Below are 26,947 nucleotides of genomic sequence, written 5' to 3' on the forward strand. Positions count from 1 at the left end.
GAGATGTGAGGTAGGTAACATGGTCCGGAACACAATCACCCCAGTGCAGATCGCCAGGGCATTGCGTGCAGCCAGGGAGCGGCACTGATGTCCAGTCTGGCAGACGCAAACGTCCAGAGTGACCTGGACATCGCCCCGTTGTTGTTGCCTGCACAAGTGCTGCGCAACGACGCTCAAGCCATGAAGGCCGCCCATGAGCTGGCGCAAGTCGCCCGCGTGCAGGCCGCCAGACGTGATCGCCAGCGCAAGCTGCCGTGGTCGGAAATCGAACAGTTCACCCGCAGCGGCCTCGGCAGCATCGCGATTCCGCGCGAATACGGCGGTCCGCAGGTTTCCTTCGTGACCCTGGCCGAGGTGTTCGCGATCATTTCGGCAGCCGACCCGGCATTGGGGCAGATCCCGCAGAACCAGTTCGGCATCATCAACCTGATCCTCGGCAGCGCCACCGAACAGCAGAAAAAACATTTGCTACAGAGTGTGCTCGAAGGCTGGCGCATCGGTAATGCCGGGCCGGAGCGTGGCACCAAGAACACCCTGGAATTGAAAGCGCGCATCACCGCCGACGGCGATGACTACGTGATCAATGGCCAGAAGTTCTACTCCACCGGCGCCCTGTTCGCCCACTGGGTCGCGGTCAAGGCGCTGAACGATGACGGTAAACAGGTTTTGGCCTTCGTCCGTCGGGGCACGCCGGGCCTGCGCATCGTCGATGACTGGTCCGGTTTCGGCCAGCGCACCACCGCCAGTGGCACGATCCTGTTGAACAACGTGCGGGTCGACGCCGGTCTCGTGGTGGACAACTGGAAGATCAACGAAAAGCCCAACACCCAGGGCGCGGTGTCGCAGCTGATTCAAGCGGCGATCGACGCCGGCATCGCCCGTGGCGCCATCGATGACGCCATTGAGTTCGTCAAGACTCGCGCCCGGCCGTGGATCGACGCTAACGTCGAACGGGCCAGCGATGACCTCTACGTCATCGCCGACATCGGCAAACTGAAAATCGAACTGCACGCCGCCGAAGCGCTGCTGCGCAAGGCCGGGCAGGTACTGGATCAGGTGCACGCCGCACCGCTGACTGCCGAGTCCGCCGCCCGCGCCTCGATTGCCGTGGCCGAAGCCAAGGTGCTGACCACCGAGATCTCGCTGCTGGCCAGCGAAAAACTCTTCGAACTGGCCGGCAGCCGCGCGACCCTCGCCGAATTCAACCTCGACCGTCACTGGCGCAACGCCCGGGTGCACACCCTGCACGACCCGGTGCGCTGGAAGTACCACGCGGTCGGCGCTTATCGCCTCAACGGCAAGTTGCCGGCTCGCCATTCCTGGATCTGACGACCCGAACACTTTTGACCAGATCTCTGGAGAAATACATGACTTTTTCCCATCCCGTCGCGGTCATCACCAGCGACGAGCAAGCCCTGATCGTCGCCAGCGACCTGGCCGAAGATTTCCAGCGCGACAGCAACCTGCGCGACCGCGAACGCCGGCTGCCGCTGCCGGAGCTCGACGTGTTTTCCCGTTCCGGCCTGTGGGGCATCAGCGTGCCCAAGGAGTACGGTGGCGCCGGCGTATCCAACGTGACCCTGGCCAAAGTCATCGCTTTGATCGCCAGGGCCGATGGCTCGCTCGGGCAGATTCCACAGAACCATTTTTATGCCCTGGAAGTGCTCCGGGTGAACGGCAGCCACGAGCAGAAACAACGTCTGTACGCCGAAGTCCTCGCCGGCCAGCGTTTTGGCAATGCCCTGGCAGAACTGGGCACCAGGACCGCCCACGACCGTGTCACCCGCCTCGAACGCGACGGCAGCGGTTATCGCATCAACGGTCGCAAGTTCTATGCGACCGGCGCCATTTACGCCCAACGGATTCCAACGTCCGTGGTCGATGAAAACGGCGTGCAGCAACTGGCGTTCGTCCCGCGCGACAGCAAAGGTCTGACCGTGATCGACGACTGGAGCGGCTTCGGCCAGCGCACCACTGGCAGCGGTTCGGTGGTGTTCGAAAACGTGTACGTCGCCGCCGAAGACGTCATTCCGTTCCAGAGCGCTTTCGAGCGCCCGACCCCGGTCGGCCCGTTGGCGCAGATCCTTCACGCCGCCATCGACACCGGCATCGCCCGCGCCGCTTACGAAGACGCGTTGCACTTCGTGCGCAGCAAGACCCGTCCATGGATCGATTCGGGCAACGACAAAGCCACCGAAGACCCGCTGACCCTCAAGAGCTTCGGCCACTTGAGCATTCGCCTGCACGCCACCGAAGCCCTACTCGAACGTGCCGGCGAATTCCTCGACGCGGCCCAGGCCGAGACTAACGCCGAGACCGTTGCGGCAGCCTCGATTGCCGTCGCCGAAGCACGGGCAATCAGCACCGAAATCTCCCTGGCCGCCGGTAGCACCCTGTTCGAACTGGCCGGCAGCCAGGCCACCCTGATCGAGCACGGCCTCGACCGCCACTGGCGCAACGCCCGGGTACACACCCTGCACGACCCGGTGCGCTGGAAGTATCACGCGGTGGGCAATTACTACCTCAACGATGAAAACCCGCCGCTGCGAGGGACCATCTGATGAGCAAGAAAAAGATCCTGCTCAATGCGTTCAACATGAACTGCATCGGCCACATCAACCACGGGTTGTGGACCCATCCCCGCGACACCTCGACCCGATACAAGACCCTCGAGTACTGGACCGAACTGGCACAGTTGCTGGAGCGCGGGCTGTTCGACGGGCTGTTCATCGCCGACATCGTCGGCGTGTACGACGTCTATCAGAACTCGGTGGACGTCACCCTGAAGGAGTCGATCCAGCTGCCGGTCAACGACCCGCTGCTGCTGGTATCGGCGATATCCGCGGTGACCAAAAACCTCGGTTTCGGCCTGACCGCCAACCTCACCTACGAGCCGCCATATTTGTTCGCCCGACGCATGTCGACCCTCGATCACCTGAGCCGTGGACGGGTGGGCTGGAACATTGTCACCGGCTATCTGGACAGCGCCGCCAAGGCCATGGGCCTCAGTGAACAGGTCGAGCACGACCGGCGTTACGACCAGGCCGACGAGTACCTCGAAGTGCTCTACAAACTCTGGGAAGGCAGCTGGGAAAACGGTGCGGTGCTCAACGATCCACAGCAGCGGATCTACGCGCAGCCGGACAAGGTGCACAAGGTCGAACACAAGGGCGAGTTCTATCAGGTCGAGGGTTATCACCTGTGCGAACCGTCACCGCAGCGCACGCCAGTGCTGTTTCAGGCCGGCAGTTCGGATCGCGGTCTGCTGTTCGCCGGGCGCCATGCCGAGTGCGTGTTCATCAGCGGCCAGAACAAGCCGTCGACCAAGGCGCAGGTGGACAAGGTCCGGGCCAGCGCCGTCGAAGCCGGGCGCAATCCCGAGGACATCAAGGTGTTCATGGGCCTCAACGTGATCGTCGGCGAGACCGAGGAAGCGGCCTGGGCCAAGCACGCTGAATACCTGAGCTACGCCAGCGCCGAAGCGGGCGTGGCGCATTTTTCGGCCTCCACCGGGATCGATTTTTCCCAGTACGAAATCGACGAACCGATCCAGTACGTGAAGAGCAACGCGATCCAGTCCGCCACCAAGAACTTGCAGAACAACGACTGGACCCGGCGCAAATTGCTCGACCAGCACGCCCTCGGCGGGCGCTACATCACCGTGGTCGGTTCGCCGCAGCAAGTGGCGGATGAACTGGAATCGTGGATCGCCGAAACCGGCCTCGACGGCTTCAACCTGACCCGCATCGTCACCCCGGAAAGCTATGTGGATTTCATCGATCTGGTGATTCCGGAACTGCAACGGCGCGGCTCGTACAAGACCGCGTACGACAGCGGCAGCCTGCGGGAAAAACTGTTTCACGGCGAAGCGCATTTGCCGCCGCAACACACCGGCGCCCACTTCCGACACACCTCCTCGCACTGACTGGAAAACCACCATGACCAAGAAACTGCTGTCCCACCCAGTCAAAGCACTGGCCCTGGCCTTCGGCCTGTTCAGCTCGGCTGTTTTCGCCGCCGATGCCCCGTTGAAAATCGGCACTACCGCCGCCTTCGCGATTCCGCTGGAAGCCGCAGTCGAAGAGGCCTCCAAACAAGGCCTGAAAGTCGAGCTGGTGGAATTCACCGACTGGATCGCGCCGAACGTCAGCCTCGCCGCCGGTGACATCGACGTGAACTACTTCCAGCACATTCCGTTCCTGGAAAACGCCAAGGCCGCCTCCGGTTTCGACCTGGTGCCGTTCGCCCCGGGGATCATCAACAACGTCGGCCTGTATTCGAAGAAATACAAAAGCTTCGACGAGCTGCCGGAAGGCGCCAGCGTCGCCATTGCCAACGACCCGATCAACAGCGGTCGCGGTCTGCAACTGCTGGCCAAAGCCGGTCTGATCACCCTCAAACCAGGCGTCGGCTACAAGGCTACCGAAGACGACATCGTCGCCAACCCGAAGAAAATCAAGATCCTGCAGGTCGAAGCGGTGCAACTGGTGCGCGCCTACGATGACGCCGATCTGGTCCAGGGCTATCCGGCCTACATTCGTCTGGCGAAGACTTTCGATGCCGGCTCCGCACTGCTGTTCGACGGCCTCGACCACAAGGAATACGTGATCCAGTTCGTGATCCAGCCGAAGAGCAAGACCGACCCGCGCCTGATCAAGTTCGTCGACATTTACCAACATTCGCCAGCCGTTCGCGCCGCACTGGATAAGGCCCACGGCAAGCTGTACCAGGCCGGTTGGGAAAGCTGAGGATGACCGCAGCCATCCAACGGCGACTGGACCTTTCAGAGCCACCTGCGCTTGCGCAACGCACCGAACTGCATCCGGAACTGAACCGCGCTCATGTGCGTTTCGTCGGGCTCGGCAAAACCTACGACGGCAAACAAGGCACGGTCGCTGCCCTGCAAGGCATCGACCTGGCGATCCAGCGCGGTGAAGTGTTCGGCATCATCGGCCGCAGCGGCGCCGGCAAGTCGTCGCTGATCCGCACCATCAACCGCCTCGAACAACCGACCTCGGGCCGGGTGCTGATCGACCAGGTGGACATCGGCGAATACGACGAGGATCGCCTCGTCGCCCTGCGGCGGCGGATCGGCATGATCTTCCAGCACTTCAACCTGATGTCGGCGAAAACGGTGTGGCAAAACGTCGAACTGCCGCTGAAAGTCGCTGGCGTTCCGAAGGAACAGCGGGAGAAAAAGGTTCGCGAACTGCTGGAACTGGTGGGCCTGCAAGCCAAGCACACGGCGTATCCGGCGCAGCTGTCCGGCGGGCAGAAACAGCGTGTCGGCATCGCCCGCGCGCTGGTGCATGACCCGGACATTCTGCTCTGCGACGAAGCCACTTCGGCACTGGATCCGGAAACCACCCAGTCGATCCTCGGCCTGCTGCGCGAGATCAACAAACGCCTGGGCCTGACCATCGTGCTGATCACCCACGAGATGGCGGTGATCCGGGAAATCTGCGACCGCGTCGTCGTACTGGAACATGGCCGCATCGTCGAGCAAGGCCCGGTGTGGGAAGTGTTTGGCAATCCACAGCACGAAGTCAGCCAGACCTTGCTCGCACCGTTGCAGCACGCTTTGCCCGAAGAATTGCAGAGCCGTTTGCAGGTGCAGCCGTCGTCGTCCGATGCGTCAGTTGTGCTGCGTTTGCAGTTCACCGGCAGCCAGCAGGATGAGCCGGATCTGGCCGCGCTGTTCGCCGCGCTTGGTGGCCGGGTGAAATTGCTCCAGGGCGGCGTGGAACGGATCCAGGGCCACGCGCTCGGGCAACTGTTGCTGGCGGTCGCTGGTTCACAGCTGAATGCCGAGCAATTGCGTGAGCGTGCCGGCCAATGGGCACAACGCACGGAGGTGTTGGGTTATGTGGTTTGATCGCTTGCTGCAGGGTTTCATCGACACGTTTCTGATGGTCGGCGTGTCGTCGCTGATCGCATTGCTCGCCGGGATTCCGATGGCGGTGATTCTAGTCACCAGCGACAAGGGCGGCATCTACGAAGCGCCGGTGCTCAATCGCGCGTTGGGTGCGTTCGTGAACCTGTTTCGTTCGATCCCGTTTCTGATCCTGATGGTCGCGCTGATCCCGTTCACCCGGCTAATCGTCGGCACCACCTACGGCGTGTGGGCGGCCGTCGTACCGCTGACCATCGCGGCCACGCCGTTCTTTGCGCGCATTGCCGAGGTGAGCCTGCGTGAAGTCGATTACGGCCTGATCGAAGCCGCGCAGGCCATGGGCTGCCGACGCTGGCACATCGTCTGGCACGTGCTGTTGCCCGAGGCCCTGCCGGGGATTGTCGGCGGGTTCACCATCACCCTGGTGACGATGATCAACTCCTCGGCGATGGCCGGAGCGATTGGCGCTGGCGGTCTGGGCGACATCGCCTATCGCTACGGCTATCAGCGCTTCGACAGCCAGATCATGTTGACCGTGATCGTGTTGCTGGTGGCGCTGGTGGCGCTGATTCAGCTGGGTGGAGATCGTCTGGCACGGGGGCTGAACAAGCGCTGAGATAGTCAACGGTTCAACAGGCTTTCAAGCAGCTGGCTGTCTGCGATTCTGGCCAGATGCAGAGCCTGCAGACTCGTGGCGGCGTAGATAATGCTGTCGGCATTGCTTGAGGCTAGCGATGTCCGAACGGTCGGGTGGGCATTGAACAGGTCGACAGCCGTCTGGACATCCAACTTCTCTGCCAGTCCCAGAGCCTCTCTGACTCCGGCGGTGAAACGGCTGTGGTCGCTCGTGAACCCATCCAGGTATGCCACCGTCATGCCGCCCTGCATGATGACTTCCGAAACACCGCGCTCGGCCATGTCGTAAACCGGCACAGGACGACTTAGGGCATTTCCCATGCGCGCGTCCAGATAAAAGAAATCCAGCGCGCCTGGCCCAACGCTCTTGAATCGGTTGACCCTGTTCGTGTGCAGCATCTCATGACCCAGAACGGCCGCAAAATCCCCGGTTTGCAGGTGATTGAGACTGATAAATAAACGGCCATGAAAATCGAACTGGAACATCCACGCCCGGCGATCCTGGTCAAACGCCACACCCACGAACTTTTCCATCCCCCATGGCCCCTGATACTCCTTTGACAGCGCCTCGCCTCGCGACAGGCAATCGGCGAACTTCGCCTTGATCAGTGCATGCTGCGTGCCGAAAAATCCCTGAAAAATACCTGCGACCTCGGCGTAGTTCGCCGCGAGCCCATTGCGAGCATCGGAAAATATCTGGTGCGTCGCGTGCAACTCGGTTCGCAGGGTGGCTGCGTGCCGGGGTTCAAACTGACTCAGTCCACGGGCAACGATCGTCACGGCGAGAGAGGTTTGACGCTCGAACCGGTCATCCCGGCCTTCATACAGTCGGCCCTGCGCAGCTGTTGCATCCCTGCCGATTGAAGGCTTGAGGCCGATAAGCTCGGAATCGGATCGGGCGCTCATGGCGTTGCCGATGTCAGCCAGAATCGACAGTTGTTCGGCTTTCCAGATCATCGTCCGCTGATCAAGAACAAGTCTCGGCCCTGAGGCGGACTGTTCCGACGGGAGCGTCGCACGGTATTCACCCGTTACGACGTCCTGCCGGACCTGCACGATTTCACCCGCAGCGATATCGACAAACTCGCGGCCCTTGAAACGCCTGATGCCCTGGGTATCGGCAGCCGGGAGGCCACGCGGCAGTCTGAGGCGATACTTTTCAAGCGACATCACTACGGACCGGATAGAAGTATTTTCCGCCAGGGGCATCCCGGTAATCGTGACCGCGGCGTCAGCAGGAACCGGCATCGCCGGATCTTTTTCCAGCGCTGGAGAGGTTCGCGCAACCTTGATTGCCGGGGCCTCGATGGAAAGGGTATCGCCTGGCCTTGTACGGGGCCGCGTGGCATCCGGTGCAAAACGGGCAGGTGATGGCGTGACGTGGGGCTTGCGACCGATGACCATAGGAAATCCTGTTTCTGAAGAGGTCGCCCGAGACGGGGCGGCATCGCGACAATCATCTGTCGCACAGGCGTTATTTCATCCGTTTCGGGATTGCTCAGTGCGGTACAGGGTTATTGCCTGCGCACCCGCCTGAACCTGTATGGCGTATATTCACCAAACCCGAATGCCACCGCAGTCCGACCATGAAACAGACCCCCACCGATCTTGAGCAGATCACTTCGACCACGCTCGGCCACTACAACGCGGTGGCCGAAGATTTTCGTGAAGGCACCCGCGATCACGATGTCAGCCAGAACATCGACGCCCTGTTGCGGCACATCCAGGGTACGGCGCCGTTTTCCATCCTCGATTTCGGCTGCGGGCCGGGGCGGGACTTACAGACATTTACCCGGATGGGACACGTCGCCGTCGGCCTCGACGGTGCGGAAAAATTCGCGCAGATGGCTCGCGAGGACAGCGGTTGCGAGGTGTGGTGTCAGGACTTTCTGAAGCTGGATCTGCCGCCAGAACGCTTCGACGGGATCTTCGCCAACGCGGTGCTGTTTCATGTGCCGTTGCAGGAGCTGCCTCGGGTTCTGAAGCAACTGCACGGGACATTGAAACCGGGTGGCGTGTTGTTCAGCTCCAATCCGCGCGGGGATAACCGCGAGGGCTGGAACGGGCCGCGTTATGGCTCGTATCACGATCTGGAGGCCTGGCGCGGATTGTTGACCGCTGCCGGGTTCGTCGAACTGGAACATTACTACCGGCCGGCGGGGCTGCCGCGTGAGCAGCAGCCCTGGCTGGCGAGTGTCTGGCGCAAAGCCGTGTAGTTGGCGATGAACACAAGGCGCTCGCCTTACTGCGCCTCTTTCTTCGGCTCGCGAATCTTGTACCAGGCGACATACAGCGCCGGCAGAAACAGCAGCGTCAGCAGGGTCGCAATCACGATCCCGCCGATCATTGCGTAGGCCATCGGCCCCCAGAACACTTCCCGGGCGATCGGGATCATGCCCATGCTCGCCGCCGCGGCCGTCAGCAGGATCGGGCGACGTCGGTGCTCGGTGGCTTCCACCACCGCATCCCACGGCGCATAGCCCTTGCGTTCGAACTCGTCGATCTGGGTCACGAGGATCACCGAGTTGCGGATGATGATGCCGATCAACGCCAGAATCCCGAGGATCGCCACGAAGCCCATCGGCGTACCGGTCGGCACCAGCGCCAGCACCACACCGATCAACCCCAGCGGCGCAACACTGGCCACCAGGAACAGCTTCTGCACGCTGTGCAGCTGGATCATCAGGAACGTCGCCATCAGGAACAGCATCAGCGGTAATACCTTGGCAATCGGTCCCTGCGCCTTGCCACTTTCCTCGACCGTACCGCCGGTGGCGACCTTGTAGCCCACAGGCAGTTTTTCGGCGAAGGCATCAATGGACGGCTTGAGGATTTTCACCAGATCGGTCGGCTGAATCTCGTCACGCACCGACGCCTTGATGGTGATGGTCGGCAAGCGGTCACGACGCCATACCAGCGGCTGCTCCAGCTCATAACGAACCGTGGCGAAGGCCAGCAAGGGGATCGACGTGCCGTTGGGCGTGACGATCTGCAGGTTCTGCAGGGTTTCCGGCGTACCGCGTTCCGAACTCACCGCGCGACCGACCACGTTGATCAGGTAGATGTCGTCGTTGACCTGGGTCAGCGGCGCCCCGCTGACGATGCTGTTCATCAGGTTCGCCACGTCTTCGGACGACAGCCCGAGCTGGCGCGCCTTGTCCTGGGCGATGTCGATGCGCAGGACTTTGCCCGGCTCGTTCCAGTCGTAAATGATCTCGCCGATGTGCGGGTTCTTGTCCAGTTCAGTCGCCAGGTCGATGGCATGCTTGCGCACTTGGTCGATGTCCTTGCCGCTGATCCGGTACTGGATCGGGCGCCCCACCGGCGGCCCCATTTCCAGCGCCTGCACATAACTGCCGATGCCGACGAAGTCCTTGTGCAGACGTTCGCGCAGGCGCTGACTCAGGGCCTCGCGGGCTTCGAAGTCTTTGCTGACGATCACCAGTTGCGCGTAATACGGGTTCTGCAATTGTTGGTCGAGTGGCAGGTAGAAACGGATCGCACCCTGACCGATGTAGGTGCTCCAGCGCACGATGTCCGCATCGCCCTTGAGCGTGGCCTCGAGTTTGTCGACGGCCTTGCGGGTTTCGTCGATCGAGGCGTTTTGCGGCAGGTTGAGGTCGACCAGAATTTCCGGTCGATCCGAAGACGGGAAAAACTGATTCTGCACAAACCGCATGCAGAACACTGCCAGCACAAACAACAGCACGGTGATGCCGATGGCCCACCAGCGATTGCGCATGCACCACAGCAAACCTCCATTGAACGCCCGACCAACGCGCCCCGGTTCGGCCTCATGGGATTTCACGTTGGTACTCAGAATATGTACGCCGATCACCGGGGCGAAGAACACCGCCACAATCCAGGACACGATCATCGCCACGGCAATCACCGCGAACAGCGTGTAGGTGTACTCGCCGGCAGAACTGGCGTTGAGGCCGATGGGGACAAAACCGGCGACCGTCACCAGCGTACCGGTGAGCATCGGGAACGCGGTCGAGGTGTAGGCGAACGTCGCAGCCTCCTCCTTGCTCTCGCCCATTTCCAGGCGCGTGACCATCATTTCCACGGTGATCATCGCATCGTCCACCAACAGGCCGAGGGCAATGATCAGAGCGCCGAGGGAAATCCGCTGCATGGTGATGCCGCTGTATTCCATGAACACAAACACCATCGCCAGCACCAGCGGGATCGAGCACGCCACCACCAGCCCGGCGCGCACGCCCAGGCTGATGAAGCTGACCACCAGCACGATAACCACCGCCTCGAACAAGGCACTGGTGAATCCGCCAACGGCCTCCTCCACCACCACCGCCTGATCGGACACCGTGTGCACACCCACGCCAACCGGCAGATCCGCGGTCAGTTCATCGATGCGTTTGTGCAGGGCCTTGCCGAATTCCTGAACGTTGCCGCCCTTCTGCATGGCAATCGCCAGCCCGATCGCCGGTTTGCCGTCGAAACGGAATTCCGGCGTCGCCGGATCAGTGTAACCACGAGTGATGTCGGCGATATCCGCCAGACGATAGAAGCGGTCGTTGAGCTTGAGATTGACCTCGGCCAGGTCTTTCTCCGAAGCGAACTGCCCCGAAGTCCGCACGGAAATCCGCTCGGGCCCCGCCTCGATGACACCGGCCGGGGTCACGGCGTTCTGCGATTGCAGGCTCTGCACCACCTGACGCTGATCGATGCCCAGCGCCGCCAGTTTGCGGGTCGAGAAGTTCAGGTAAATCACTTCGTCCTGCTGGCCGATCATTTCGATCTTGCCCAGCCCCGGCACATTGCGGATCTCGGCCCGCGCCTGTTCCACATAATCGCGCAACTGGCGCATGGTCAGGCCGTCGGCGGTGAAGGCGTACACCGAGCCGAACACGTCACCGAATTCGTCGTTGAATCCCGGCCCCTGAATCCCTTGAGGAAACTGCCCGCGAATGTCGTCGATCTTCTTGCGCACCTGGTACCAGATTTCCGGAATGTCCTTGGCGCTGGTGGTGTCGCGCAGGTACACGTACACCGTCGATTCGCCGGGGCGCGTGTAGCTTTTCACATAGTCGAGGGAATCGAGTTCTTCGAGTTTTTTCTCGATGCGATCGGTGACCTGCTTGAGGGTTTCCTCCTGGGTCGCGCCCGGCCATTTGGTCTGGATCACCATGGTCTTGATGGTGAACGACGGGTCTTCCTCGCGCCCCAGATTGAAGTAGGAGAACACCCCCATGAGCAACGCGACGAACATCAGATACCAGACGAAAGACTGATGCTTGAGGGCCCATTCGGAGAGATTGAAAGACCCTTTCATTGACTGTCCTCGTCAAGTTTCACGGATTGTCCGGGTTTGAGACTGTTGACGCCGGCGCTGACCACGCGCTCGCCGTTCTTCACGCCACCCGCAAGTACAACGCTGCTGTCGGTGCGGCTGATCACGCTGACGTCGCGCGGGTTGACGGTTTTGCTTTGGGTGTCGATGACCCAGATCCGCTGTTTGCCATCGGCCTCCTGCAACGCCGTAGCTGGCAATTCGATACGTGGTTTGATCGCCGAGCTGAGGGTGACGCTGATCGCCGTGCCGAGGCGAAAGCCGTCGGGCGTATTGGCCAGGGTCAACCGTGCACGGCGGGTGCGCGTGGCACTTTGTGCCTGCGGTTCGATCTCGCGCAGGGTGGCCGTGGTGTTGATGTTCGGGTCGAGCTGGCCGGCCACCAGAAACACCACGTCGGACGGGATCTCATCGACCAGGGTGTCCGGCAGATCGATCACCGCTTCCTTGATGTCCGGTTGCGCCAAAGTCACCACTTGCTGGCCCGCCGTCACCACTTGCCCGGCCTCGGCGTTCCACGCGGTGACCACGGCTTTGTGATCGGAGCGCAGCTGGGTGTAATCGAGTTGATCCTTGCTTTGATTGACCGCCGCGCGTGCCTGATCCAGCGAGGCCTGGGTGGTTTTCAGGTCCGTCATGGCAATGTCCAGTTGCGCCTGCGCACCCACGCCCCGGTCGAACAGCGCTTGCTGACGGCGGGCGTTGGCCTGGGCGTTGATCAGTTGTGCCTGAACCCTCGCCAGATCGCCCTGGGCCGAACGCAACTGGTTCTGCTGATCGGTCGGATCGAGCGTAGCGAGCAGCGTGCCCTTCTGCACCTCGGTACCGACGTCGACGTTGCGGCTGGCAATGCGCCCGCCGACACGAAAACCGGTATTGCTTTCATAGCGCGCCTGAATGCTGCCGGCGAAACGCCCGAGGTTTTCCTCGCTCAACGCTTCGACCTTGACCGACAACACCGGCCGTACCGGCTCCGGCGGTGGCTCGCTTTTCGAGCAGGCGGCCAGCAACACGCCAATGGATAACAGCCCCAGACGCTTCATGGCTGTGCTCCCGGCTGCAGATCCTTGTAGGTGTTTTCGGCAATTTCGACCTTCATGCCCGGATGCAGCAACTGCCCACCCGCGACGATGACTTTTTCCCCGCCCTTGAGGCCCTCGCTGATGATGACCTTGCCGATCAGGTAGCGGCTGACGGTGACGTTGTGCAACTGCGCTTCACCTTTGTCGTCGACCATCCACACCGCCGGATCGCTGACGTTCTTGGTCAGCGCCGACCACGGCAATTCAACGGCCGATTTGCCGGTACCCTTGGCCGTGGCGCTCACCACCGAGCCCAGTTGCATCCCTTGCGGCAGGCTGTCGAGGCTGACTTTGACCTGCACCGTGCCGGACTGCGCGGACACCGCCGGGGTGATTTCGCGCACGGTGCCGGTGGTCTTGATGGCGGGGTTGTCGAGCAGGCTGACGACAATCGAACGCTCCGCCGGCCGTTCGGCCAGCAGGGATTCGTAGACGTTGAACACGGCGTCGCGGTCGCCGTCCCGGGCCAGGCTGAAAATCGGTGCCGTGGCCTGAACCACCTGGCCGACTTCGGCCTGACGCTCGGTGATGACGCCGGGCGCATCGGCGATCAGCGCGGTATAGCTCAATTGATCCTTGGCGTTGGCCAACTGCGCCTGCGCTGCACTCAAGGCACTCTGGCTGCTGCGCAATGCAGCCTGCGCGGAATCGTATTCGCTCTGGCTGGTGTAGCCCTTGGGCAACAGTTTCTGCTGGCGGACGAACGCGGCGGCGCTCTGTTTGACCCGCGCCTGCTCGGCCACTACCTGAGCCTGAGCGGAATCGACATTGGTCTGCAAATCCTTCGGATCGAGCTTGGCCAGCACTTGTTTGGCCGAGACACGGTCACCGACATCGACCATGCGCTGGATGATCTTGCCGCCGACCCGGAACGACAGTTCGGTCTGCACCCGTGCCTGAACATCGCCGGTGAGGGTCACGGCGGCGGCGTAATTGGCGGGGTTCACCTCCTGCACGAAGACCCGGGGCAGGTATTCCGCAGGGGCCTTTTTCTCGCCGCAGGCGCTCAATAAAGCGAACAGACTGAGCATGACCGCTGTTTTCAATCCGGGACTCGCCATGCAGACTCCTTCCTGTGTACGAACGTGCAAGTGACGATACGACTGTGAGCTTAGAACAGGGTTCAACCTTCGTCCGGGCGATATATGCATTTCTGTGCGGCGAGTATCCTTATCCGGATTTCGGGGCACCCAGGAAGGATTTTCATGCTCAAGACCCTCGCGGTGGCCAATTACCGCTCGATCAATAAATTGGTGATTCCGCTGGGCCGTCTGAACCTGATCACTGGCCCCAACGGCAGCGGCAAGTCCAACCTGTACCGGGCGCTGCGGCTGCTGGCGGAAACCGCTCAGGGCGGCGTGGTCAATGCGCTGGCCCGTGAGGGCGGGCTAGACTCGACGTTCTGGGCCGGGCCGGAAACCATCAGCCGGCGCATGCGCAACGGTGAAGTGCCGATCCAGTCCACCGTGCGCCAGGGCGTCAAACGCCTGCGTCTGGGCTTTGCCGGGGAGGATTTCAGTTATTCGATCGCCCTGGGATTGCCTGAGCCGAGCCTCTCGTACTTTTCCCTCGACCCGGAAATCAAAAAGGAATGCATCTGGGCCGGGCCGCTTTATCGTCCGGCCAGCCTGCTGGTGGATCGCGACGGGCCGATGATCCGTACCCGCGACGGTCGCAGTTGGGACGTGCTGGCCCAGCACACGCCGAACTTCGACAGCCTGTTCGATCAGGTCGGCAGCCTGCGCACCTCGCCGGAAGTGTTCCAGATGCGTGAGTTCATCCGCCGCTGGCGCTTCTACGACCACTTTCGCAGCGACGCCGACGCCCCGGTGCGCCAGCCGCAACTGGGCACGCGCACGCCGGTGCTGCATCACGACGGGCGCGATCTGGCGGCGGCGTTGCAGACCATCCGCGAGATCGGCGATCCCGAGGCGCTGCAGGCGGCGATCAGTGATGCGTTTCCCGGTGCACGCCTGAACATTGCGCCGCTGGCGGGCGGACGCTTCGCCATCGAGTTCTTTCAGGAAGGGTTGTTGCGGCCGTTGTCGGCGGCGGAACTGTCGGATGGCACGTTGCGCTATCTGCTGCTGGTCGCCGCGCTCCTGACGCCACGCCCGCCATCGCTGATGGTGCTGAACGAGCCGGAAACCAGCCTGCATCCGGACCTGCTGCCGGCGCTGGCACGCTTGATCATCCGGGTGTCGGAGCAGTGTCAGGTGTGGGTGGTGTCCCATGCCCGACGATTGATTTCGGCGTTGCAGGAGGACCCGGAATGCAATTGCATCGTGCTGGAAAAAACCCTCGGCCAGACCGGAATAGTCGGGCAGAGGGTTCTGGATGAGCCGGCGTGGAATTGGCCTGATTAGCCCTGCCACTTCCCGCCTTCGACAATCACGCTCTCTGGCTTGGTGTCATCGCTCAGCTCTTTGCGCACGTATTGGTCATACAGCTTGAGCAGGTATTTCTCTTCACCCAGCTTGGCCAATTCCGCATTCACCCAATCGCGCAATTCGATATTGCCCTTCTTCACCGCCGGCGCAATCGGCGCTTCGGCGCCAAGTTTTTCGTCCAGCACGCGGTAGCCCGGGTTCTGCTTGGCCCAGCTGAACAGCACCAGATTGTCCTGCGCGTAGGCATCGCCACGGCCGTTGGCCAGGGCTTGCAGGGACTCGGAGTTTTTCTCGAACTTCAGCAGTTTCCAGTCCGGGTGGTTCTTGGTCAGCCAGATATCGGCGGTGGTGCCGGTGGTGACGATGGTGGTGCGGGTCGCCAGGTCATCCAGCTTTTTCACCTCGCTGCCTTGGGGCACCAGCGCCTGCACCGCGACCTTGAGGTTCGGGTTGGTGAATTCCACCGCTTCCTTGCGCTCCGGGGTCACGGTCATGTTGGCGAGGATCAGGTCGACCTTGTCGCTTTGCAGGAACGGAATGCGGCTCGCCGGTTCCACGGCCACGAACTCGACCTTGTTTTCATCGCCCAGCAGATCCTTGGCGAATTGACGGCCGATGTCGGTATCGAAGCCGACGTAACGCCCCGCTTCGTTGACGAAACCGAACGGCGGTTTGTCGGTGAACACGCCGACGATCAGTTTGTCGCGGGCCTTTATCTTGTCCAGATAACCGGCCGGCGCGGTGCTTTCGCTGGCGACTTTGGGCTTGGCCGGTTCTTCGGTCTTGTTGCAGCCGGCCAGCAGCGCAAGGCTGATCAGCGGGAGTGCGAATAGGGCTTTGGCAGTTTTCATGGCAGTTCCAGTTCCTTGGTTTGAGACGTTGTGGGCGAAGTCGTTGAAGTCAGCGCTTCGACGTAGGAGAACTTCTCCAGGAACTGCTGCGCGCGTGCGGTTTGCGGGTTCGTAAAGAAAAGCTCGGGCGGGTTCTGTTCAAGGATGCGCCCGGCATCCATGAACACGATGCGATCGGCCACCGCGCGGGCGAAGGCCATCTCGTGGGTGACGATCAACAGGGTCATGCCTTCGCGGGCCAGCCCCTGAATCACTTCCAGCACTTCCTTGACCATCTCTGGGTCGAGGGCGGCGGTGACTTCGTCGAAGAGCATGACCCGCGGGTTCATGCACAGCGAGCGGACAATGGCGATGCGTTGCTGCTGGCCGCCGGAGAGCTGGCGCGGGAAAGCGTCGCACTTGTCCGCCAGGCCCACGCGCTCAAGCAACGCTTCGGCTTGTTGCTGTGCTTCGCGGCGTTCGCGCTTCTGCACCTTGAGCGGGCCGAGCAGCAAATTGTCGAGCACGCTCATGTGCGGAAACAGGTGATAACTCTGGAACACCATGCCGATCTGCTGACGCACTTCGCGCCAGTCGGTGGCCTTGTCCAGCAATTCGCGGCCGGCGAATTTCAGAGAGCCACTGTGGGCGGTTTCCAGGCCGTTCAGACAACGCAGCAGAGTGCTTTTGCCGCAGCCGCTGGGGCCGAGGACGACGATGACTTCGCCGGATTTCACTTGCAGGTCGATGCCCTTGAGCACCTGCTGTTCACCGAAGAATTTGTTGAAGCCCTGAAACTCGATCAATGCGCTCATGCTTGCGTCCAGCGCCGCTCCAGCACGCGCGAAGCGGCCGACAGCGGGTAGCAGATGAAAAAGAAAAACAGGAACAGCGCGCCGTAGATCAGCACCGATTCGTAGGTGCGTTCGATGATCTGCTGGCCGACCTTGATCACATCGACGACGCCGATCAGCACCGCCAGGGAACTGGTCTTGATGATCCGCGTGTAGACGTTGATGGTCGGCGGCGTCATGCGTTTCAGCGCCTGGGGCAACAGCACGTAGCCGTAGAGCTGCGCCGCGTTCAGGCCGATCGACAACCCCGCCTCACGCTGCCCGCGCGGCAACGAATGCAACGCACCGCGCGCCACTTCGCCGACCTCGCTGGCGCCCCACAGCGACAGCACCAGCACCGCGCACCAGAAGCTCGGCAGGCTCAGGCCGAAGAAAATCGGCAGGCCGAAAAACAGCAGGTATAACCAGACCAGCACCGGGATCGCCCGGAACAGCTCCAGATAGATCCGCAGCAGCGCGTTCAGCCACCGTACGTTGAGTGTGCGCAGCACGCCGTAGAGCACGCCGCCGACGGTGCTGATGGCGATACTGAGGAACGAGATCGACAGGGTTTGCCCGGCGCCTTTGGCCAATTGCGGCAACGACACCCAGAGCAGTTCAAGACCCGAACTGGCCATGCTGGAGCCTCCTTTCCAGACGGCTCAACAGCAGCGACAGCGGCAGGAACAGCAGCACGCAGATCAGCGTCAGCACGGCGAGCATTTCGTAGGTCTTGTAGTAGAGCGCGATGTAGCTCTTGGTGGTGTAGAGAATCTCCGGCACCGCCACGGCCGAGACCACGGTGGTCTCCTTGAGCAGGAAAATGAAATTGGCGAACAGCGACGGCAGGCTGAGAATCCCGGCCTGCGGCAGGATCACGTAGCGCAGCAACTGGCCGTGGGACAAACCGATGGAGCGCACAGACTCCAGTTGCGCCTGAGGCACCGCATCGACGCCGGCACGCAGCACTTCGGTGAGGTAGGCACCGCCAAGAAAAGTCATGGTGATGATCGCCGCGGTGAATCCGGAAACCTTGATCCCCAGTGCCGGCAGCGCGAAGTAGACGAAGAACAACTGGATCAGCAGCGGCGTGTTGCGCGCCAGTTCCACATACAGCCCGACCAGTTTTTGCAGGTAAGGCGTGCGGAACACCAGAATCGTCGCATTGAGCAGCGCCACCAGCAGCGAGGTGCCAATGGCGATCAAACCGACCTGCAGCGTCACGCCCACGGCCTTGAGAAACGCCGGCAGGGTGCTGAGGATAAATGCGTAATCGAAGGTCATGAAACATCCTGACGCCGCTCGGTAAGCGACGGTGGTGCAGTCCATGGACAGCGGGTAACTGTCCGGCAGGCACCGACTTTAAAGGTATAAGAAAAAGAATTTAAATACCGTTAAAGCATATTGATATCACGCAAAAAACTATCCTGCGGGTTTGCTCCGACAGAATAAGAAGGCTATTTTTCCTTTCGCTGTAGGACGGATCTTTTTTTCGTAAAAGCCCTCCAAGGACGAACAGCTTTTGGCCAGACTCCCCCGGCCAACCCCATAACAAGGAAGAGAACATGGACGTAAAAGTGCCGCAGCGACCGGACCCGCAGGATTTCGTGAAATGGCTGGTGGCCTTGCGCAGAGCGCTGAAAACCAGCGCTGCCTGAGTCAGCCACACGCAAGAAAAAACGCCGATGACCATCGCGGGTCATCGGCGTTTTTTTCAACCTTGAAGGGGGTTGCTGCTGCGTCGGATCAGAACGCCGGCAGTACCGCGCCGTTGTACTTCTTCTCGATGAACGCTTTGACTTCAGGGCTGGTCAGGGCAGCGGCCAGTTTTTTGATGGCATCGCTGTTCTTGTTGTCTTCACGGGCAACCAGGAAGTTCACGTAAGGCGAATCCGCGCCTTCGATCACCAGGGCGTCCTTGGTCGGGTTCAACTTGGCTTCCAGCGCGTAGTTGGTGTTGATCATGTCCAGATCGACTTCTTTCAGAACACGCGGCAGCAGGGCCGACTCCAGTTCCTTGAACTTGAAGTTGTGCGGGTTCTTGGCGATGTCTTTTGGCGTGGCCAGGGCGTTCTTCGGATCTTTCAGTTCGATCAGGCCAGCCTTCTGCAGCAGGATCAGTGCGCGACCGCTGTTGCTGCCTTCGTTCGGAATGGCGATGGTGGCGCCGTCCGGCAGTTCAGCCAGGGTCTTGTACTTGCTCGAGTAGCCACCGAACGGTTCAACGTGCACGCCTTGCACGGTCACCAGGTACTTGGCCTTGTCATCCTTGTATTTGCCGGCGTTGAAGCTGTCCAGGTAAGGCTTGGTCTGGAAGTAGTTGGCATCCAGACGCTTCTCGCCCACCTGTACGTTCGGCTGTACGTAGTCGGTGAAGACCTTGATTTCCAGATCCACGCCTTCTTTGGCGAGGGTCGGCTTGATCAGCTCGAGGATCTCGGCGTGCGGCACCGGCGTCGCGGCCACCACCAGTTTCTCGCCAGCCTGGGCCAGGGAAGCCGTCAGAGCAGCCGCCAATGCGGTAAACAACAGAACCTTTTTCATGCAGTGTCCTTATCGAAAATCGGTCGTCATCGACGACGGCATTAATACGTGTGCCAGCGATGTGCTACTGCTGGCGTGAAGCGGACAATACCGGGATTTTTTATTCCCGGACAATAACGTTTATTCAGCTTCATATTCCATTTTGTTCATGTTGAGCAAAAGGGTTACAACGCCTCGCTCAAGCTCAACAGCCATTCTTTCAATGCCTTACGTTCGTCGACGGTGCCGTTGAGGCTGACGCTCGCCACCTGACGCTCGATCTGAACCTGCGGCCCAGACACCTCGGGCAGGTTCAGGTGCTCCGGCAGGATTTCGTCGCCGGTGCTCACCAGCAACGCAAAATGAATGACGTTTTCCAGCTCCCGGGTGTTGCCCGGCCAACTGTGCTGTTCCAGCACCTGCTGCGCCGCTTCGCTGATCAAAGGCACCGGCAGATCCAGACGCTGGCTGTAAATGCCGAGGAAGTACTCGGCCAACGACAGAATGTCGCCAACCCGCGCGCGCAACGCTGGCAGTTCCAGATGCCCTTCGCTGAGATAGTGATAAAGCCGCTCGTGGAATTTCCCTGCCGCCACCGCTTGCGCCAGATCGATGCTGGTCGCCGCTACCAGGCGCACGTCCACCGGGCTCGGCTGATGCGCACCGACGCGGGTGACTTCGTGGTTTTCCAGTGCGGAAAGCAACTTGATCTGGATCGGCAACGGCAGGTCGCCGATCTCGTCCAAGTACAAGGTGCCGCCGTTGGCTGAACCGAACCAACCGGCGCGACTGCTGGCCGAACCGCTGTAGCTGCCGGCGGCATAACCGAACAATTCCGCATCGGCGTAGGTCGGGCTGATCGCGCCGCAATTGACCGAGACAAACAATCCGCTGCGATCACTGGCGCGATGGATATGGCGAGCGAGTAATTCCTTGCCGGTGCCGGTCTCGCCGCGAATCAACACCGAGATCGAGCGCGGTGCGAGTTGGGCCATTTCTTCGCGCAACTGGCGCGAGCGTGGATCGACGAACACCAGCGCCTTGGCGCGAATGCTCAGGGGACTTTTTTCCGCATCGGGAAAGGTCAGCAACGGCTGACCGAAGGTTTCAAGACTCATGGCAGACTCCCGCCCCAAATCGCCGGGAGACGGGGGCGTTGAACAAATAAAAGTGATCAGGCACGGCGCCGGGCGTGGTGTTCCATGCGGTTTTGCAGGCGATACAGATAAGCGAATCCCTGCTCCCAGCGTTGATGCCCGGACTTCACGTTGATATGGCCGGCGCCCGCGAGAACCCCCGCCTCGGCGCCCCAGTTGCGCGCCAGCTCCAGCGCACGCGGCGCACTGACGGCGGCGTCGTTGTCGGAGCTGACGACCTGGCTCGGGAAGGGCAGCAGATCGGTCGGGATCGGCGCGAAATTGCGCAGCGCCGGCACGCAGGCCGGGCGCTCGACATCTGCCGGCGCCACCAGCAATGCCCCGCGCACTTGACGCAAATGATGCAGCGGCGCGGTGGCCGCCCAGTGCGCCACGGTGATGCAGCCCAGGCTGTGCGCGATGAGAATCACCGGCGAGCTGTCGGCGGCAATCGCCTCGGCCAGCGCCGCGACCCAGTCTTCACGACGCGGCGTCAGCCAGTCGGCCTGCTCTACCCGCGCGCTGTTGGGCAGGCTGTTCTGCCAGTGGGTTTGCCAATGATCTTCTGGCGATCCTTGCCAGCCCGGCACAATCAGATAGCGGATTGATTCGTTGCGCATGGGGGAGCTCTCCTGCGTCGTGTCTGTTCCTGAACGAGTATAGGGACGGGATTTATATTCGTTAAGGAATAAGAAGCTATTTATTAAGACCTGAAAAGAATATTAAGCATTGAGCAAAAAAAGGGGCCGCACCCTGCCAAGGAGACGGCCCCGGAAAAACGTGAAACCCTTATCGTGCAGTGATCACCGACAGCTTGGTGATGCCCGCCCGCTCAATCGAAGCCATGGCTCGCGCCACTTCGCCGTAATTCACCCCGTCGTCGGCCTGCAATTGCACGCGCACTTCCGGGTCCTTGGCCTTGGCCGACTTGAGGTTGAACTCCAGCAGATCCGGCTGGATTTCGTCCTTGTTGATAAACAGTTTTCCAGCACCGTCGATACTCACCACCAACGGGTCTTTCTGCTCGACCGGCGCCACCGCTTCGGTCTTCGGCAGGTTGATCGGTATCGCGTTGGTCAAAAGCGGCGCGGTGACGATAAACACCACAAGCAACACCAGCATCACGTCCACCAGCGGCGTCACGTTGATCTCGCTCAGCACCTCGTCGCTGTCTTGCGTGGAGAAGGCCATATCAGGACGCCTCCTTCACTTTTGTTGCGTTGCCCTGGGCCGCAGCCTTGTGCGCGGTCGGGTGAATCAGCACACGGAACGAACTCTTTTGCGCCAGGCTGTAGAAGTCGTGGGCAAAGTCATCCAGGTCCGCCGCCGTCAGTTTCAGACGGCGCAAAAAGTAGTTGTAAACCAGCACCGCCGGCACCGCGACCGCGATCCCCACACCGGTGGCGACCAGCGCTGCACCGATCGGTCCTGCGACCGTTTCCAGGCTCGCCGAGCCCGCCGCGCTGATGCCTTTCAACGCTTCCATGATTCCCCACACCGTGCCGAACAGACCAATGAACGGCGAGGTGCTGCCAATACTCGCGACCACCGCCAGACCGGTTTCCAGCGAACGCCGCTCGCGAACGATCTGCTGACGCAAGGCACGTTCGAGGCGATCCTGATGGTTGATCGCCTGGCTCAGGTCATTGGCCTGCGGCGCCTCGCCCACTTGTATCGCCGCATAACCGGCCTGTGCCACCCGCGCTGCCGCGCCGGGCTGGGTTTCGCTCAACTCGGCGGCGGAGTCCAGACTCGACGCCGCCCAGAAGCGCTTGTGAAATTTGCGATCCTGCGCCTTCAACCGGCCAAACTGCACAGCCTTGAGCAATGCCAGGCCCCAGGTGGCGACAGAGAAGACCACCAGCAGCCAGATCACCGCGCTTTCGATGGATTCCAGTGGAGATGCCAGTAACGTCATGATGTGTTCCCTCGTGTAAACGTTTAGCGCGAAATTGGTTTCGGTTTAATGAATCTTGAAATCGATGGGCACGCTGACCCAGCCGTCCTGGGCGACATCACCCTGCTTGGCCGGCACGAAGCTCCAGCGCTTCACAGCGTCCAGCGCCGCGTCGTCGAGCTGTTGCCGGCCACTGCTTTTCTGAATCTGGATTTCGCCCGGTTTGCCGCTGGCCAGAACGTGCACCCGGAGCAACACCGTGCCTTCCCAACCGCGACGCTGGGCCAGCGACGGATACTCCGGCGCCGGGTTCTTCAGGTACGCCGCGTTGGCCGAGGCCGGCGTCACCGGCGCAGGTGCCGGTGGTGCAGGTGGCGCGGGCGCGGCGACCGGGGCGGCCGGTTGTGGCGGAGCCGGTGGTTGCTCGACCGCTTTTGGCGCCGGTTTCGGTACGGGTTTGGCGACCGGTTTCGGTTTTGGAATCGGCTTTGGTTTCGGTGGCGGCTTGGTTGCCAGTTCGTCCTCCACCGGGGGCGGAGGCTCAACCACAGGTGCCGGTGGCGGCGGCACAACTACAGGTGGTGCCGGTGGCGCCGGGCGAGAAAACTCGATGGTCATCGGTGGAATTTCCGGCGGCACGATCGGCAGCGCCGGCGTCGGATGCTGGTTGATCCAGTAGATCACCGCGCCATGCACCACCAGCGCCAGAACGCCGAGCAGAATCGTTTCGCGGCGGCTCAAAATGCCCTTGGGGGCGCGCTGCAAACGCAGCTGCCCCAACGGCACGCGATGGGGCCGGCCGAGATCGACCAACTCGCCGCTCGGCGCCTGGCGCCACAGCACCTCCTGTGCGCTGGCGGCGGTCTGGACATTGCCCATTGATTTACTCCCTGCGGTCTCTTTGCGAAAAGCCCGAAGCGTCATGCCTGACATCCCCCGCACAACGTTTCAGTTGGTGAATCATTGATACAGACACTTATTTCTTAAAGTATTTTTTATGACAAAGTATATAACCAAAAAGAATATAAATACCGATTGGTTTTCTGAAAGCCTTGCCTTACAAGGGCTCTGGCCAACATAGCTCTAACCACATGCTTTTAAGGCATGGAAAATATTCGTCAAAGGCAGCTTGAACGATAGAAAAAGAAAATCAGGAATTAGAAGTTGGTCATTATTCCAAAAGATTATTGAAAATCTTCAAAACCTGTAATTTCTGACAGTATCGCCACTGTCAAAAACATCATCAAATGAGGGCGTATTACCTACTACGTTGAGAAACCCTTATGAAACTCAATAATTTCGTTATAGCCCTCGCTCTGCTTTCATCGACCCTGCTGCACGCAGCCGAAGAATCAAAATCTGCCGATTTCAAAACGGATTTCAAGAACGCTTCCCAAGCTCTAACACTTATAGCTAAAATCTACGGACACCCCGATACGAATTTATTACCCGGAGAAAATATCTCTATACCATTCTTACCTGTCGCAGGCGCCATTATTAATGCCTCCGCGAGCGGCAAAATCCAGCACATTTCGATTTCCCGGGTGGGGTGCCCTCAAGAACTGTGCGTTGTCCTGTCTGACTCTAAAAAATCTAATTCATCGTTGAACAAGACTGCGGCTCAACGTCGCATAACCCCTGATTTCGAGATCATCAACAAAGGAACATCAAACATTACGGCTCGTAAAGTAGACGATTTGTCTTGGGTAACCATTCCACCCGGAGGATCAGCGAAAATTGGCAACATCAATGATTCAGGATTTCATATAGATGGGTATATGAAGATAATCCAAATTGACAAGCAAAAGTGCACTCTCGAACACTGCTTTTGGGTTCTAGAGTAGCCAAATCCATTCAAAGCATACTTCAGCCTTACTTATGCCGACCTTCTATGTTAATACTTCCTCGAAATATGCCCTTTCTTAATACATATCAGATACTTGAATGATGATGTCTGTTGTACGTCGTGATACATCTACACGTAATATTCGGCCCCCCCTTTCTGGCAGGCGTAACAGGCGCCCTGCCAGAAAGTGCATTTCAAACCACCTTTAAAAGTCGTATCGACCACTCACACCTAACGTTCTAGGCGTACCGAGCAGGCCTTCATAGCCGCCGTTGCCGCCGGTCCACAGGGTCGTGTAGTAGGTTTTGTCGAAGGCGTTTTTCAGCCACAGCGAGACGTCCCACTGACCCTGATTGAAATCGCCGCGCAGGCCAGTGGAGAGATTGACCACCGCGTAACTCGGGATCTGGCCGTAGTCGGAATCCTCGACCGTGCCCACCGCTTTGGAGCGGAACGCGTAGCTGCCGGTGACATAAGGTTGCAGCCCGTTATCCAGATTCCATTCGTACTTGCCGTTGGCGTTGCCGATCCATTTCGAGGCGCCGACCACCTGATGACCGCTGAGGTCGCACGAGGCCGGAGCACCCGGTGCCTGGCTGACTTCAGGCGGGCACGGCGCGTCCTTGTAGGAGAGATAGCTGACGTCGTTGTACGAGCCGTTGAAGTTCAGCGTCAGGCCACGCAGCGGGATCACGGTGCTTTCGAACTCCACGCCACGTGAGCGCACTGAACCGGCGTTGGTCAGGTATTGCACGCGGTTGACGTCGTCGTAGGCGTTGGTCTGGTAAGCGTTGACCTGGGTCCAGAACACGTTGGCGTTGAGCTGCAAACGGCGATCCCACAGCGTGCTCTTGAAGCCGAGTTCGGCGTTGTTGGCGCGCTCGGTGCCGATCAGCAACGAGTCGGCACCAGCGGTCGGGGCCGAGCCGACCACGAGGTTGACCCCGCCGGATTTTTCGCCGTGAGACAACGTGGCGTAGCCGAGCAGATCATCGGTGAAGCGATAGCTGAGGTTGAGCAATCCGGACGGGCTGGAGCTGTACTGGTTCAGGTCGCCGGAATCGTAGGCGCCAGTCCGGCCGCGTCGCGCGGTGGCTGCGGCACCCGTGACAGCGGCGCCACCGACCGGCGCATCACGATTGACCCAGGCGTTCTTCTCTTCATAGGTGCCACGCACCCCGGCGGTGAAATCCAGACGTGGGGTCAGGTGCCAGGTGCCTTGGGCGAACAACGCGAAACTGTCGGTCTTGATATGACCACGGCCGACGCTATTGACGTTGGCCAGCGCGCCCCGTGGCGTGCCGTTCCAGATGTCGGCCTGCGGGCCGTAATAGGCGAAGGATTTGTTGTCCAGGTCCGATCCGAAATAGTAGGCGCCGAGGACGTAATCGAAGAACTCGCCCTTGGGCGACGCGAGGCGAAATTCCTGGGAATACTGTTTGTCCTCAACCGACACCCCGGCGTTGTAGGTGGCCGGCACATTGAGGCCGTCGTCGTTGCGCGGGGTGAAATTCCAGAAGCGATAGGAGCTGACCGAGGTCAGGGTGAAGTCGCTCGGCAGGGTCCAGTTGGCCTCCACCGAGGTGCCGCCCTGATGCACGGTGACGTGCTGATCGTTGTCCAGGTTGACCTTGCGGTGCGAGCCGTTGACCAGCGTCGCGCCGGCAGCGGCGGCGCGGGCCGAGTAGAGATTGACGCCATTGATGGTCGGTCCGGTGTTGTACAGCACCCGGGTGCCGGCGCTGGAATCCTCTTCGTTGTAGTCACCGATCCAGCGCAGGTTGAAATTCTCGTTGGGCTTGAACAGCAACTGCGCCCGGAAGCCGTCGCGGGAACCACCGTTCAGGTCATGGCCGTTGAATTCGTTCTTGATGTCGCCATCGCTGCGGGTGCGATAGGCCGACAAACGCCCGGCCAGCACATCGTTGAGGGGCCCGGAAATGGTGCCCTTGGTCTGGAAATAACCGTCCTCGCCGACCGAGGTTTCGATGCTGCGCTCCGGGGTGAAACTCGGCGCGCGGGTGCTGATGTTGATCACCCCGGCGGTGGTGTTCTTGCCGAACAACGTCCCTTGCGGCCCGCGCAGGACTTCGAGCTGCTCGATGTCCATCAGGTCGAACACCGCCATTCCCGGACGGCCCAGATAAACGTTATCGATGTACAGCCCGACGCTGCCTTCCAGACCATCGCTGGCCGGGTTGTTGCCCAGACCCCGGATCGACACGCTGGACTGACGCGCATGCATGTAGGCGACGTTGACGCTGGGCACCAGTTGCTGAAGATCCTGGATTCGGTAGACCCGTTGCGTCTCCAAAGTCGTGCCGCTCACCACGCTCATTGGCGTCGGCACATCCTGAGAGCTTTCTTCGCGACGGCGGGTGGTGACGGTCACGGTTTCCAGTTGCGAAGTGGCGGTCGCGGTCTTGCCTGCCGGTGCCGGCACAGGGGTTTCGGTTTCCGCAGCGTAGCCGTGGGTCCAACTGGCACTCCCCGCCAGCAACAGGGCCAAGGGCAGACGTTTGAGCCGTCGTGGCGGCGGCGGTGAAGCGAGGTTCAACGGACTCATG

General features: G+C 60.7%; 24 protein-coding genes. 9 read left to right on the forward strand and 15 right to left on the reverse strand.

All coding sequences use genetic code 11. From position 1 onward, the window contains the following. Nucleotides 1–87: 87 nt before the first annotated feature. The 6 genes from JKA62_RS12385 to JKA62_RS12410 are packed head-to-tail and all read left to right on the forward strand — an operon-like array spanning nt 88 to nt 6,509. Nucleotides 88–1,329, forward strand: coding sequence for an SfnB family sulfur acquisition oxidoreductase (locus JKA62_RS12385; RefSeq protein WP_201817957.1), 1,242 nt, complete (start codon nt 88–90; stop codon nt 1,327–1,329). Nucleotides 1,330–1,367: 38 nt separating this feature from the next. Further along, nucleotides 1,368–2,561 carry an SfnB family sulfur acquisition oxidoreductase gene (locus tag JKA62_RS12390; RefSeq protein WP_011331943.1) on the forward strand — a complete coding sequence of 398 codons (1,194 nt, stop codon included), beginning with the start codon at nt 1,368–1,370 and terminating at the stop codon, nt 2,559–2,561. Further along, entirely contained in the window at nt 2,561–3,925 is a 1,365-nt protein-coding gene (locus JKA62_RS12395) for an LLM class flavin-dependent oxidoreductase (protein ID WP_201817960.1), read from the forward strand. Before JKA62_RS12390 ends, JKA62_RS12395 begins: the two co-directional genes overlap by 1 nt. Nucleotides 3,926–3,938: 13 nt before the next feature. Further along, nucleotides 3,939–4,748 carry a MetQ/NlpA family ABC transporter substrate-binding protein gene (locus tag JKA62_RS12400; RefSeq protein WP_007952748.1) on the forward strand — a complete coding sequence of 270 codons (810 nt, stop codon included), beginning with the start codon at nt 3,939–3,941 and terminating at the stop codon, nt 4,746–4,748. Between the two features lie 2 nt (nt 4,749–4,750). Beyond that, entirely contained in the window at nt 4,751–5,875 is a 1,125-nt protein-coding gene (locus JKA62_RS12405; protein ID WP_201817966.1) for a methionine ABC transporter ATP-binding protein, read from the forward strand. Further along, nucleotides 5,865–6,509, forward strand: a complete 645-nt coding sequence (locus JKA62_RS12410) for a methionine ABC transporter permease (protein WP_007952752.1) — start codon at nt 5,865–5,867, stop codon at nt 6,507–6,509. Before JKA62_RS12405 ends, JKA62_RS12410 begins: the two co-directional genes overlap by 11 nt. Before the next feature lie 5 nt (nt 6,510–6,514). Here the strand turns inward: JKA62_RS12410 and JKA62_RS12415 are convergent, their stop codons facing one another. Beyond that, nucleotides 6,515–7,933 carry a hypothetical protein gene (locus JKA62_RS12415; RefSeq protein WP_011331940.1) on the reverse strand — a complete coding sequence of 473 codons (1,419 nt, stop codon included), beginning with the start codon at nt 7,931–7,933 and terminating at the stop codon, nt 6,515–6,517. A gap of 182 nt (nt 7,934–8,115) precedes the next feature. Here JKA62_RS12415 and JKA62_RS12420 point away from each other — a divergent pair, with 182 nt between their 5' ends. After that, on the forward strand, nt 8,116–8,745 hold the full coding sequence (locus JKA62_RS12420) for a class I SAM-dependent methyltransferase (RefSeq protein WP_011331939.1): 630 nt from the start codon (nt 8,116–8,118) through the stop codon (nt 8,743–8,745). A 26-nt stretch (nt 8,746–8,771) separates the two neighbouring features. On the opposite strand, the gene JKA62_RS12425 is transcribed toward JKA62_RS12420, so the two are convergent. From JKA62_RS12425 to JKA62_RS12435, 3 genes are read right to left on the reverse strand one after another with little or no spacing between them, the layout of a single operon-like run. Beyond that, on the reverse strand, nt 8,772–11,825 hold the full coding sequence (locus JKA62_RS12425; RefSeq protein WP_011331938.1) for an efflux RND transporter permease subunit: 3,054 nt from the start codon (nt 11,823–11,825) through the stop codon (nt 8,772–8,774). Next, entirely contained in the window at nt 11,822–12,886 is a 1,065-nt protein-coding gene (locus JKA62_RS12430; RefSeq protein WP_011331937.1) for an efflux RND transporter periplasmic adaptor subunit, read from the reverse strand. The genes JKA62_RS12425 and JKA62_RS12430 overlap by 4 nt, the downstream gene beginning before the upstream one ends. After that, entirely contained in the window at nt 12,883–13,986 is a 1,104-nt protein-coding gene (locus JKA62_RS12435; RefSeq protein ID WP_011331936.1) for an efflux RND transporter periplasmic adaptor subunit, read from the reverse strand. Before JKA62_RS12435 ends, JKA62_RS12430 begins: the two co-directional genes overlap by 4 nt. A 144-nt stretch (nt 13,987–14,130) precedes the next feature. Between JKA62_RS12435 and JKA62_RS12440 the strand changes: the two genes are divergently transcribed. Then, on the forward strand, nt 14,131–15,291 hold the full coding sequence (locus JKA62_RS12440) for an AAA family ATPase (RefSeq protein ID WP_011331935.1): 1,161 nt from the start codon (nt 14,131–14,133) through the stop codon (nt 15,289–15,291). On the opposite strand, the gene JKA62_RS12445 is transcribed toward JKA62_RS12440, so the two are convergent. From JKA62_RS12445 to JKA62_RS12490, 10 genes are all read right to left on the reverse strand, one after another. After that, nucleotides 15,288–16,166 carry a transporter substrate-binding domain-containing protein gene (locus JKA62_RS12445; RefSeq protein WP_011331934.1) on the reverse strand — a complete coding sequence of 293 codons (879 nt, stop codon included), beginning with the start codon at nt 16,164–16,166 and terminating at the stop codon, nt 15,288–15,290. The two genes, JKA62_RS12440 and JKA62_RS12445, sit on opposite strands and share 4 nt — an antisense overlap. Next, nucleotides 16,163–16,960: an amino acid ABC transporter ATP-binding protein gene (locus JKA62_RS12450; RefSeq protein WP_011331933.1), complete on the reverse strand. Its 798-nt coding sequence runs from the start codon at nt 16,958–16,960 to the stop codon at nt 16,163–16,165. The genes JKA62_RS12445 and JKA62_RS12450 overlap by 4 nt, the downstream gene beginning before the upstream one ends. Beyond that, entirely contained in the window at nt 16,957–17,616 is a 660-nt protein-coding gene (locus tag JKA62_RS12455; RefSeq protein WP_041475107.1) for an amino acid ABC transporter permease, read from the reverse strand. Before JKA62_RS12455 ends, JKA62_RS12450 begins: the two co-directional genes overlap by 4 nt. Continuing rightward, entirely contained in the window at nt 17,597–18,262 is a 666-nt protein-coding gene (locus JKA62_RS12460) for an amino acid ABC transporter permease (RefSeq protein WP_201817968.1), read from the reverse strand. The genes JKA62_RS12455 and JKA62_RS12460 overlap by 20 nt, the downstream gene beginning before the upstream one ends. A gap of 462 nt (nt 18,263–18,724) precedes the next feature. After that, nucleotides 18,725–19,522, reverse strand: a complete 798-nt coding sequence (locus JKA62_RS12465; protein WP_011331930.1) for a MetQ/NlpA family ABC transporter substrate-binding protein — start codon at nt 19,520–19,522, stop codon at nt 18,725–18,727. Nucleotides 19,523–19,686: 164 nt separating this feature from the next. Next, nucleotides 19,687–20,619: a sigma 54-interacting transcriptional regulator gene (locus JKA62_RS12470; RefSeq protein WP_011331929.1), complete on the reverse strand. Its 933-nt coding sequence runs from the start codon at nt 20,617–20,619 to the stop codon at nt 19,687–19,689. A gap of 56 nt (nt 20,620–20,675) precedes the next feature. Next, a complete protein-coding gene (locus tag JKA62_RS12475) occupies nt 20,676–21,257 on the reverse strand; it encodes an alpha/beta hydrolase (protein ID WP_011331928.1) in 582 nt (193 codons plus the stop codon). Between the two features lie 169 nt (nt 21,258–21,426). Further along, nucleotides 21,427–21,828, reverse strand: a complete 402-nt coding sequence (locus tag JKA62_RS12480; RefSeq protein WP_003220570.1) for an ExbD/TolR family protein — start codon at nt 21,826–21,828, stop codon at nt 21,427–21,429. A gap of 1 nt (nt 21,829) precedes the next feature. Next, entirely contained in the window at nt 21,830–22,555 is a 726-nt protein-coding gene (locus tag JKA62_RS12485) for a MotA/TolQ/ExbB proton channel family protein (protein ID WP_011331927.1), read from the reverse strand. A 45-nt stretch (nt 22,556–22,600) separates the two neighbouring features. Beyond that, nucleotides 22,601–23,413 (reverse strand): energy transducer TonB, encoded by an 813-nt coding sequence (locus tag JKA62_RS12490; RefSeq protein ID WP_041475106.1) that lies wholly within the window; start codon nt 23,411–23,413, stop codon nt 22,601–22,603. Nucleotides 23,414–23,817: 404 nt separating this feature from the next. Here JKA62_RS12490 and JKA62_RS12495 point away from each other — a divergent pair, with 404 nt between their 5' ends. Next, the gene (locus JKA62_RS12495) at nt 23,818–24,378 is read left to right on the forward strand and encodes a hypothetical protein (protein WP_011331925.1); all 561 of its coding nucleotides are present in this window, start codon (nt 23,818–23,820) and stop codon (nt 24,376–24,378) included. Between the two features lie 207 nt (nt 24,379–24,585). On the opposite strand, the gene JKA62_RS12500 is transcribed toward JKA62_RS12495, so the two are convergent. Next, nucleotides 24,586–26,946 carry a TonB-dependent receptor gene (locus JKA62_RS12500; protein WP_011331924.1) on the reverse strand — a complete coding sequence of 787 codons (2,361 nt, stop codon included), beginning with the start codon at nt 26,944–26,946 and terminating at the stop codon, nt 24,586–24,588. Nucleotide 26,947: the final 1 nt, after the last annotated feature.

Origin of the sequence: Pseudomonas sp. B7, assembly GCF_016735645.1 — a bacterium.
GTDB lineage: Bacteria > Pseudomonadota > Gammaproteobacteria > Pseudomonadales > Pseudomonadaceae > Aquipseudomonas > Aquipseudomonas glycinae.

Excerpts from the sequence above, each read along its gene's own strand:
- JKA62_RS12460 (WP_201817968.1), bottom strand. The coding sequence starts at position 18,262 with ATGACCTTCGATTACGCATTTATCCTCAGCACCCTGCCGGCGTTTCTC.
- JKA62_RS12480 (WP_003220570.1), bottom strand. The coding sequence starts at position 21,828 with ATGGCCTTCTCCACGCAAGACAGCGACGAGGTGCTGAGCGAGATCAAC.
- JKA62_RS12495 (WP_011331925.1), top strand. The coding sequence starts at position 23,818 with ATGAAACTCAATAATTTCGTTATAGCCCTCGCTCTGCTTTCATCGACC.
- JKA62_RS12435 (WP_011331936.1), bottom strand. The coding sequence starts at position 13,986 with ATGGCGAGTCCCGGATTGAAAACAGCGGTCATGCTCAGTCTGTTCGCT.
- JKA62_RS12410 (WP_007952752.1), top strand. The coding sequence starts at position 5,865 with ATGTGGTTTGATCGCTTGCTGCAGGGTTTCATCGACACGTTTCTGATG.
- JKA62_RS12455 (WP_041475107.1), bottom strand. The coding sequence starts at position 17,616 with ATGGCCAGTTCGGGTCTTGAACTGCTCTGGGTGTCGTTGCCGCAATTG.
- JKA62_RS12450 (WP_011331933.1), bottom strand. The coding sequence starts at position 16,960 with ATGAGCGCATTGATCGAGTTTCAGGGCTTCAACAAATTCTTCGGTGAA.
- JKA62_RS12485 (WP_011331927.1), bottom strand. The coding sequence starts at position 22,555 with ATGACGTTACTGGCATCTCCACTGGAATCCATCGAAAGCGCGGTGATC.
- JKA62_RS12445 (WP_011331934.1), bottom strand. The coding sequence starts at position 16,166 with ATGAAAACTGCCAAAGCCCTATTCGCACTCCCGCTGATCAGCCTTGCG.
- JKA62_RS12500 (WP_011331924.1), bottom strand. The coding sequence starts at position 26,946 with ATGAGTCCGTTGAACCTCGCTTCACCGCCGCCGCCACGACGGCTCAAA.
- JKA62_RS12425 (WP_011331938.1), bottom strand. The coding sequence starts at position 11,825 with ATGAAAGGGTCTTTCAATCTCTCCGAATGGGCCCTCAAGCATCAGTCT.
- JKA62_RS12420 (WP_011331939.1), top strand. The coding sequence starts at position 8,116 with ATGAAACAGACCCCCACCGATCTTGAGCAGATCACTTCGACCACGCTC.
- JKA62_RS12400 (WP_007952748.1), top strand. The coding sequence starts at position 3,939 with ATGACCAAGAAACTGCTGTCCCACCCAGTCAAAGCACTGGCCCTGGCC.
- JKA62_RS12395 (WP_201817960.1), top strand. The coding sequence starts at position 2,561 with ATGAGCAAGAAAAAGATCCTGCTCAATGCGTTCAACATGAACTGCATC.
- JKA62_RS12470 (WP_011331929.1), bottom strand. The coding sequence starts at position 20,619 with ATGAGTCTTGAAACCTTCGGTCAGCCGTTGCTGACCTTTCCCGATGCG.
- JKA62_RS12415 (WP_011331940.1), bottom strand. The coding sequence starts at position 7,933 with ATGGTCATCGGTCGCAAGCCCCACGTCACGCCATCACCTGCCCGTTTT.
- JKA62_RS12390 (WP_011331943.1), top strand. The coding sequence starts at position 1,368 with ATGACTTTTTCCCATCCCGTCGCGGTCATCACCAGCGACGAGCAAGCC.
- JKA62_RS12440 (WP_011331935.1), top strand. The coding sequence starts at position 14,131 with ATGCTCAAGACCCTCGCGGTGGCCAATTACCGCTCGATCAATAAATTG.
- JKA62_RS12475 (WP_011331928.1), bottom strand. The coding sequence starts at position 21,257 with ATGCGCAACGAATCAATCCGCTATCTGATTGTGCCGGGCTGGCAAGGA.
- JKA62_RS12385 (WP_201817957.1), top strand. The coding sequence starts at position 88 with ATGTCCAGTCTGGCAGACGCAAACGTCCAGAGTGACCTGGACATCGCC.
- JKA62_RS12490 (WP_041475106.1), bottom strand. The coding sequence starts at position 23,413 with ATGGGCAATGTCCAGACCGCCGCCAGCGCACAGGAGGTGCTGTGGCGC.
- JKA62_RS12405 (WP_201817966.1), top strand. The coding sequence starts at position 4,751 with ATGACCGCAGCCATCCAACGGCGACTGGACCTTTCAGAGCCACCTGCG.
- JKA62_RS12430 (WP_011331937.1), bottom strand. The coding sequence starts at position 12,886 with ATGAAGCGTCTGGGGCTGTTATCCATTGGCGTGTTGCTGGCCGCCTGC.
- JKA62_RS12465 (WP_011331930.1), bottom strand. The coding sequence starts at position 19,522 with ATGAAAAAGGTTCTGTTGTTTACCGCATTGGCGGCTGCTCTGACGGCT.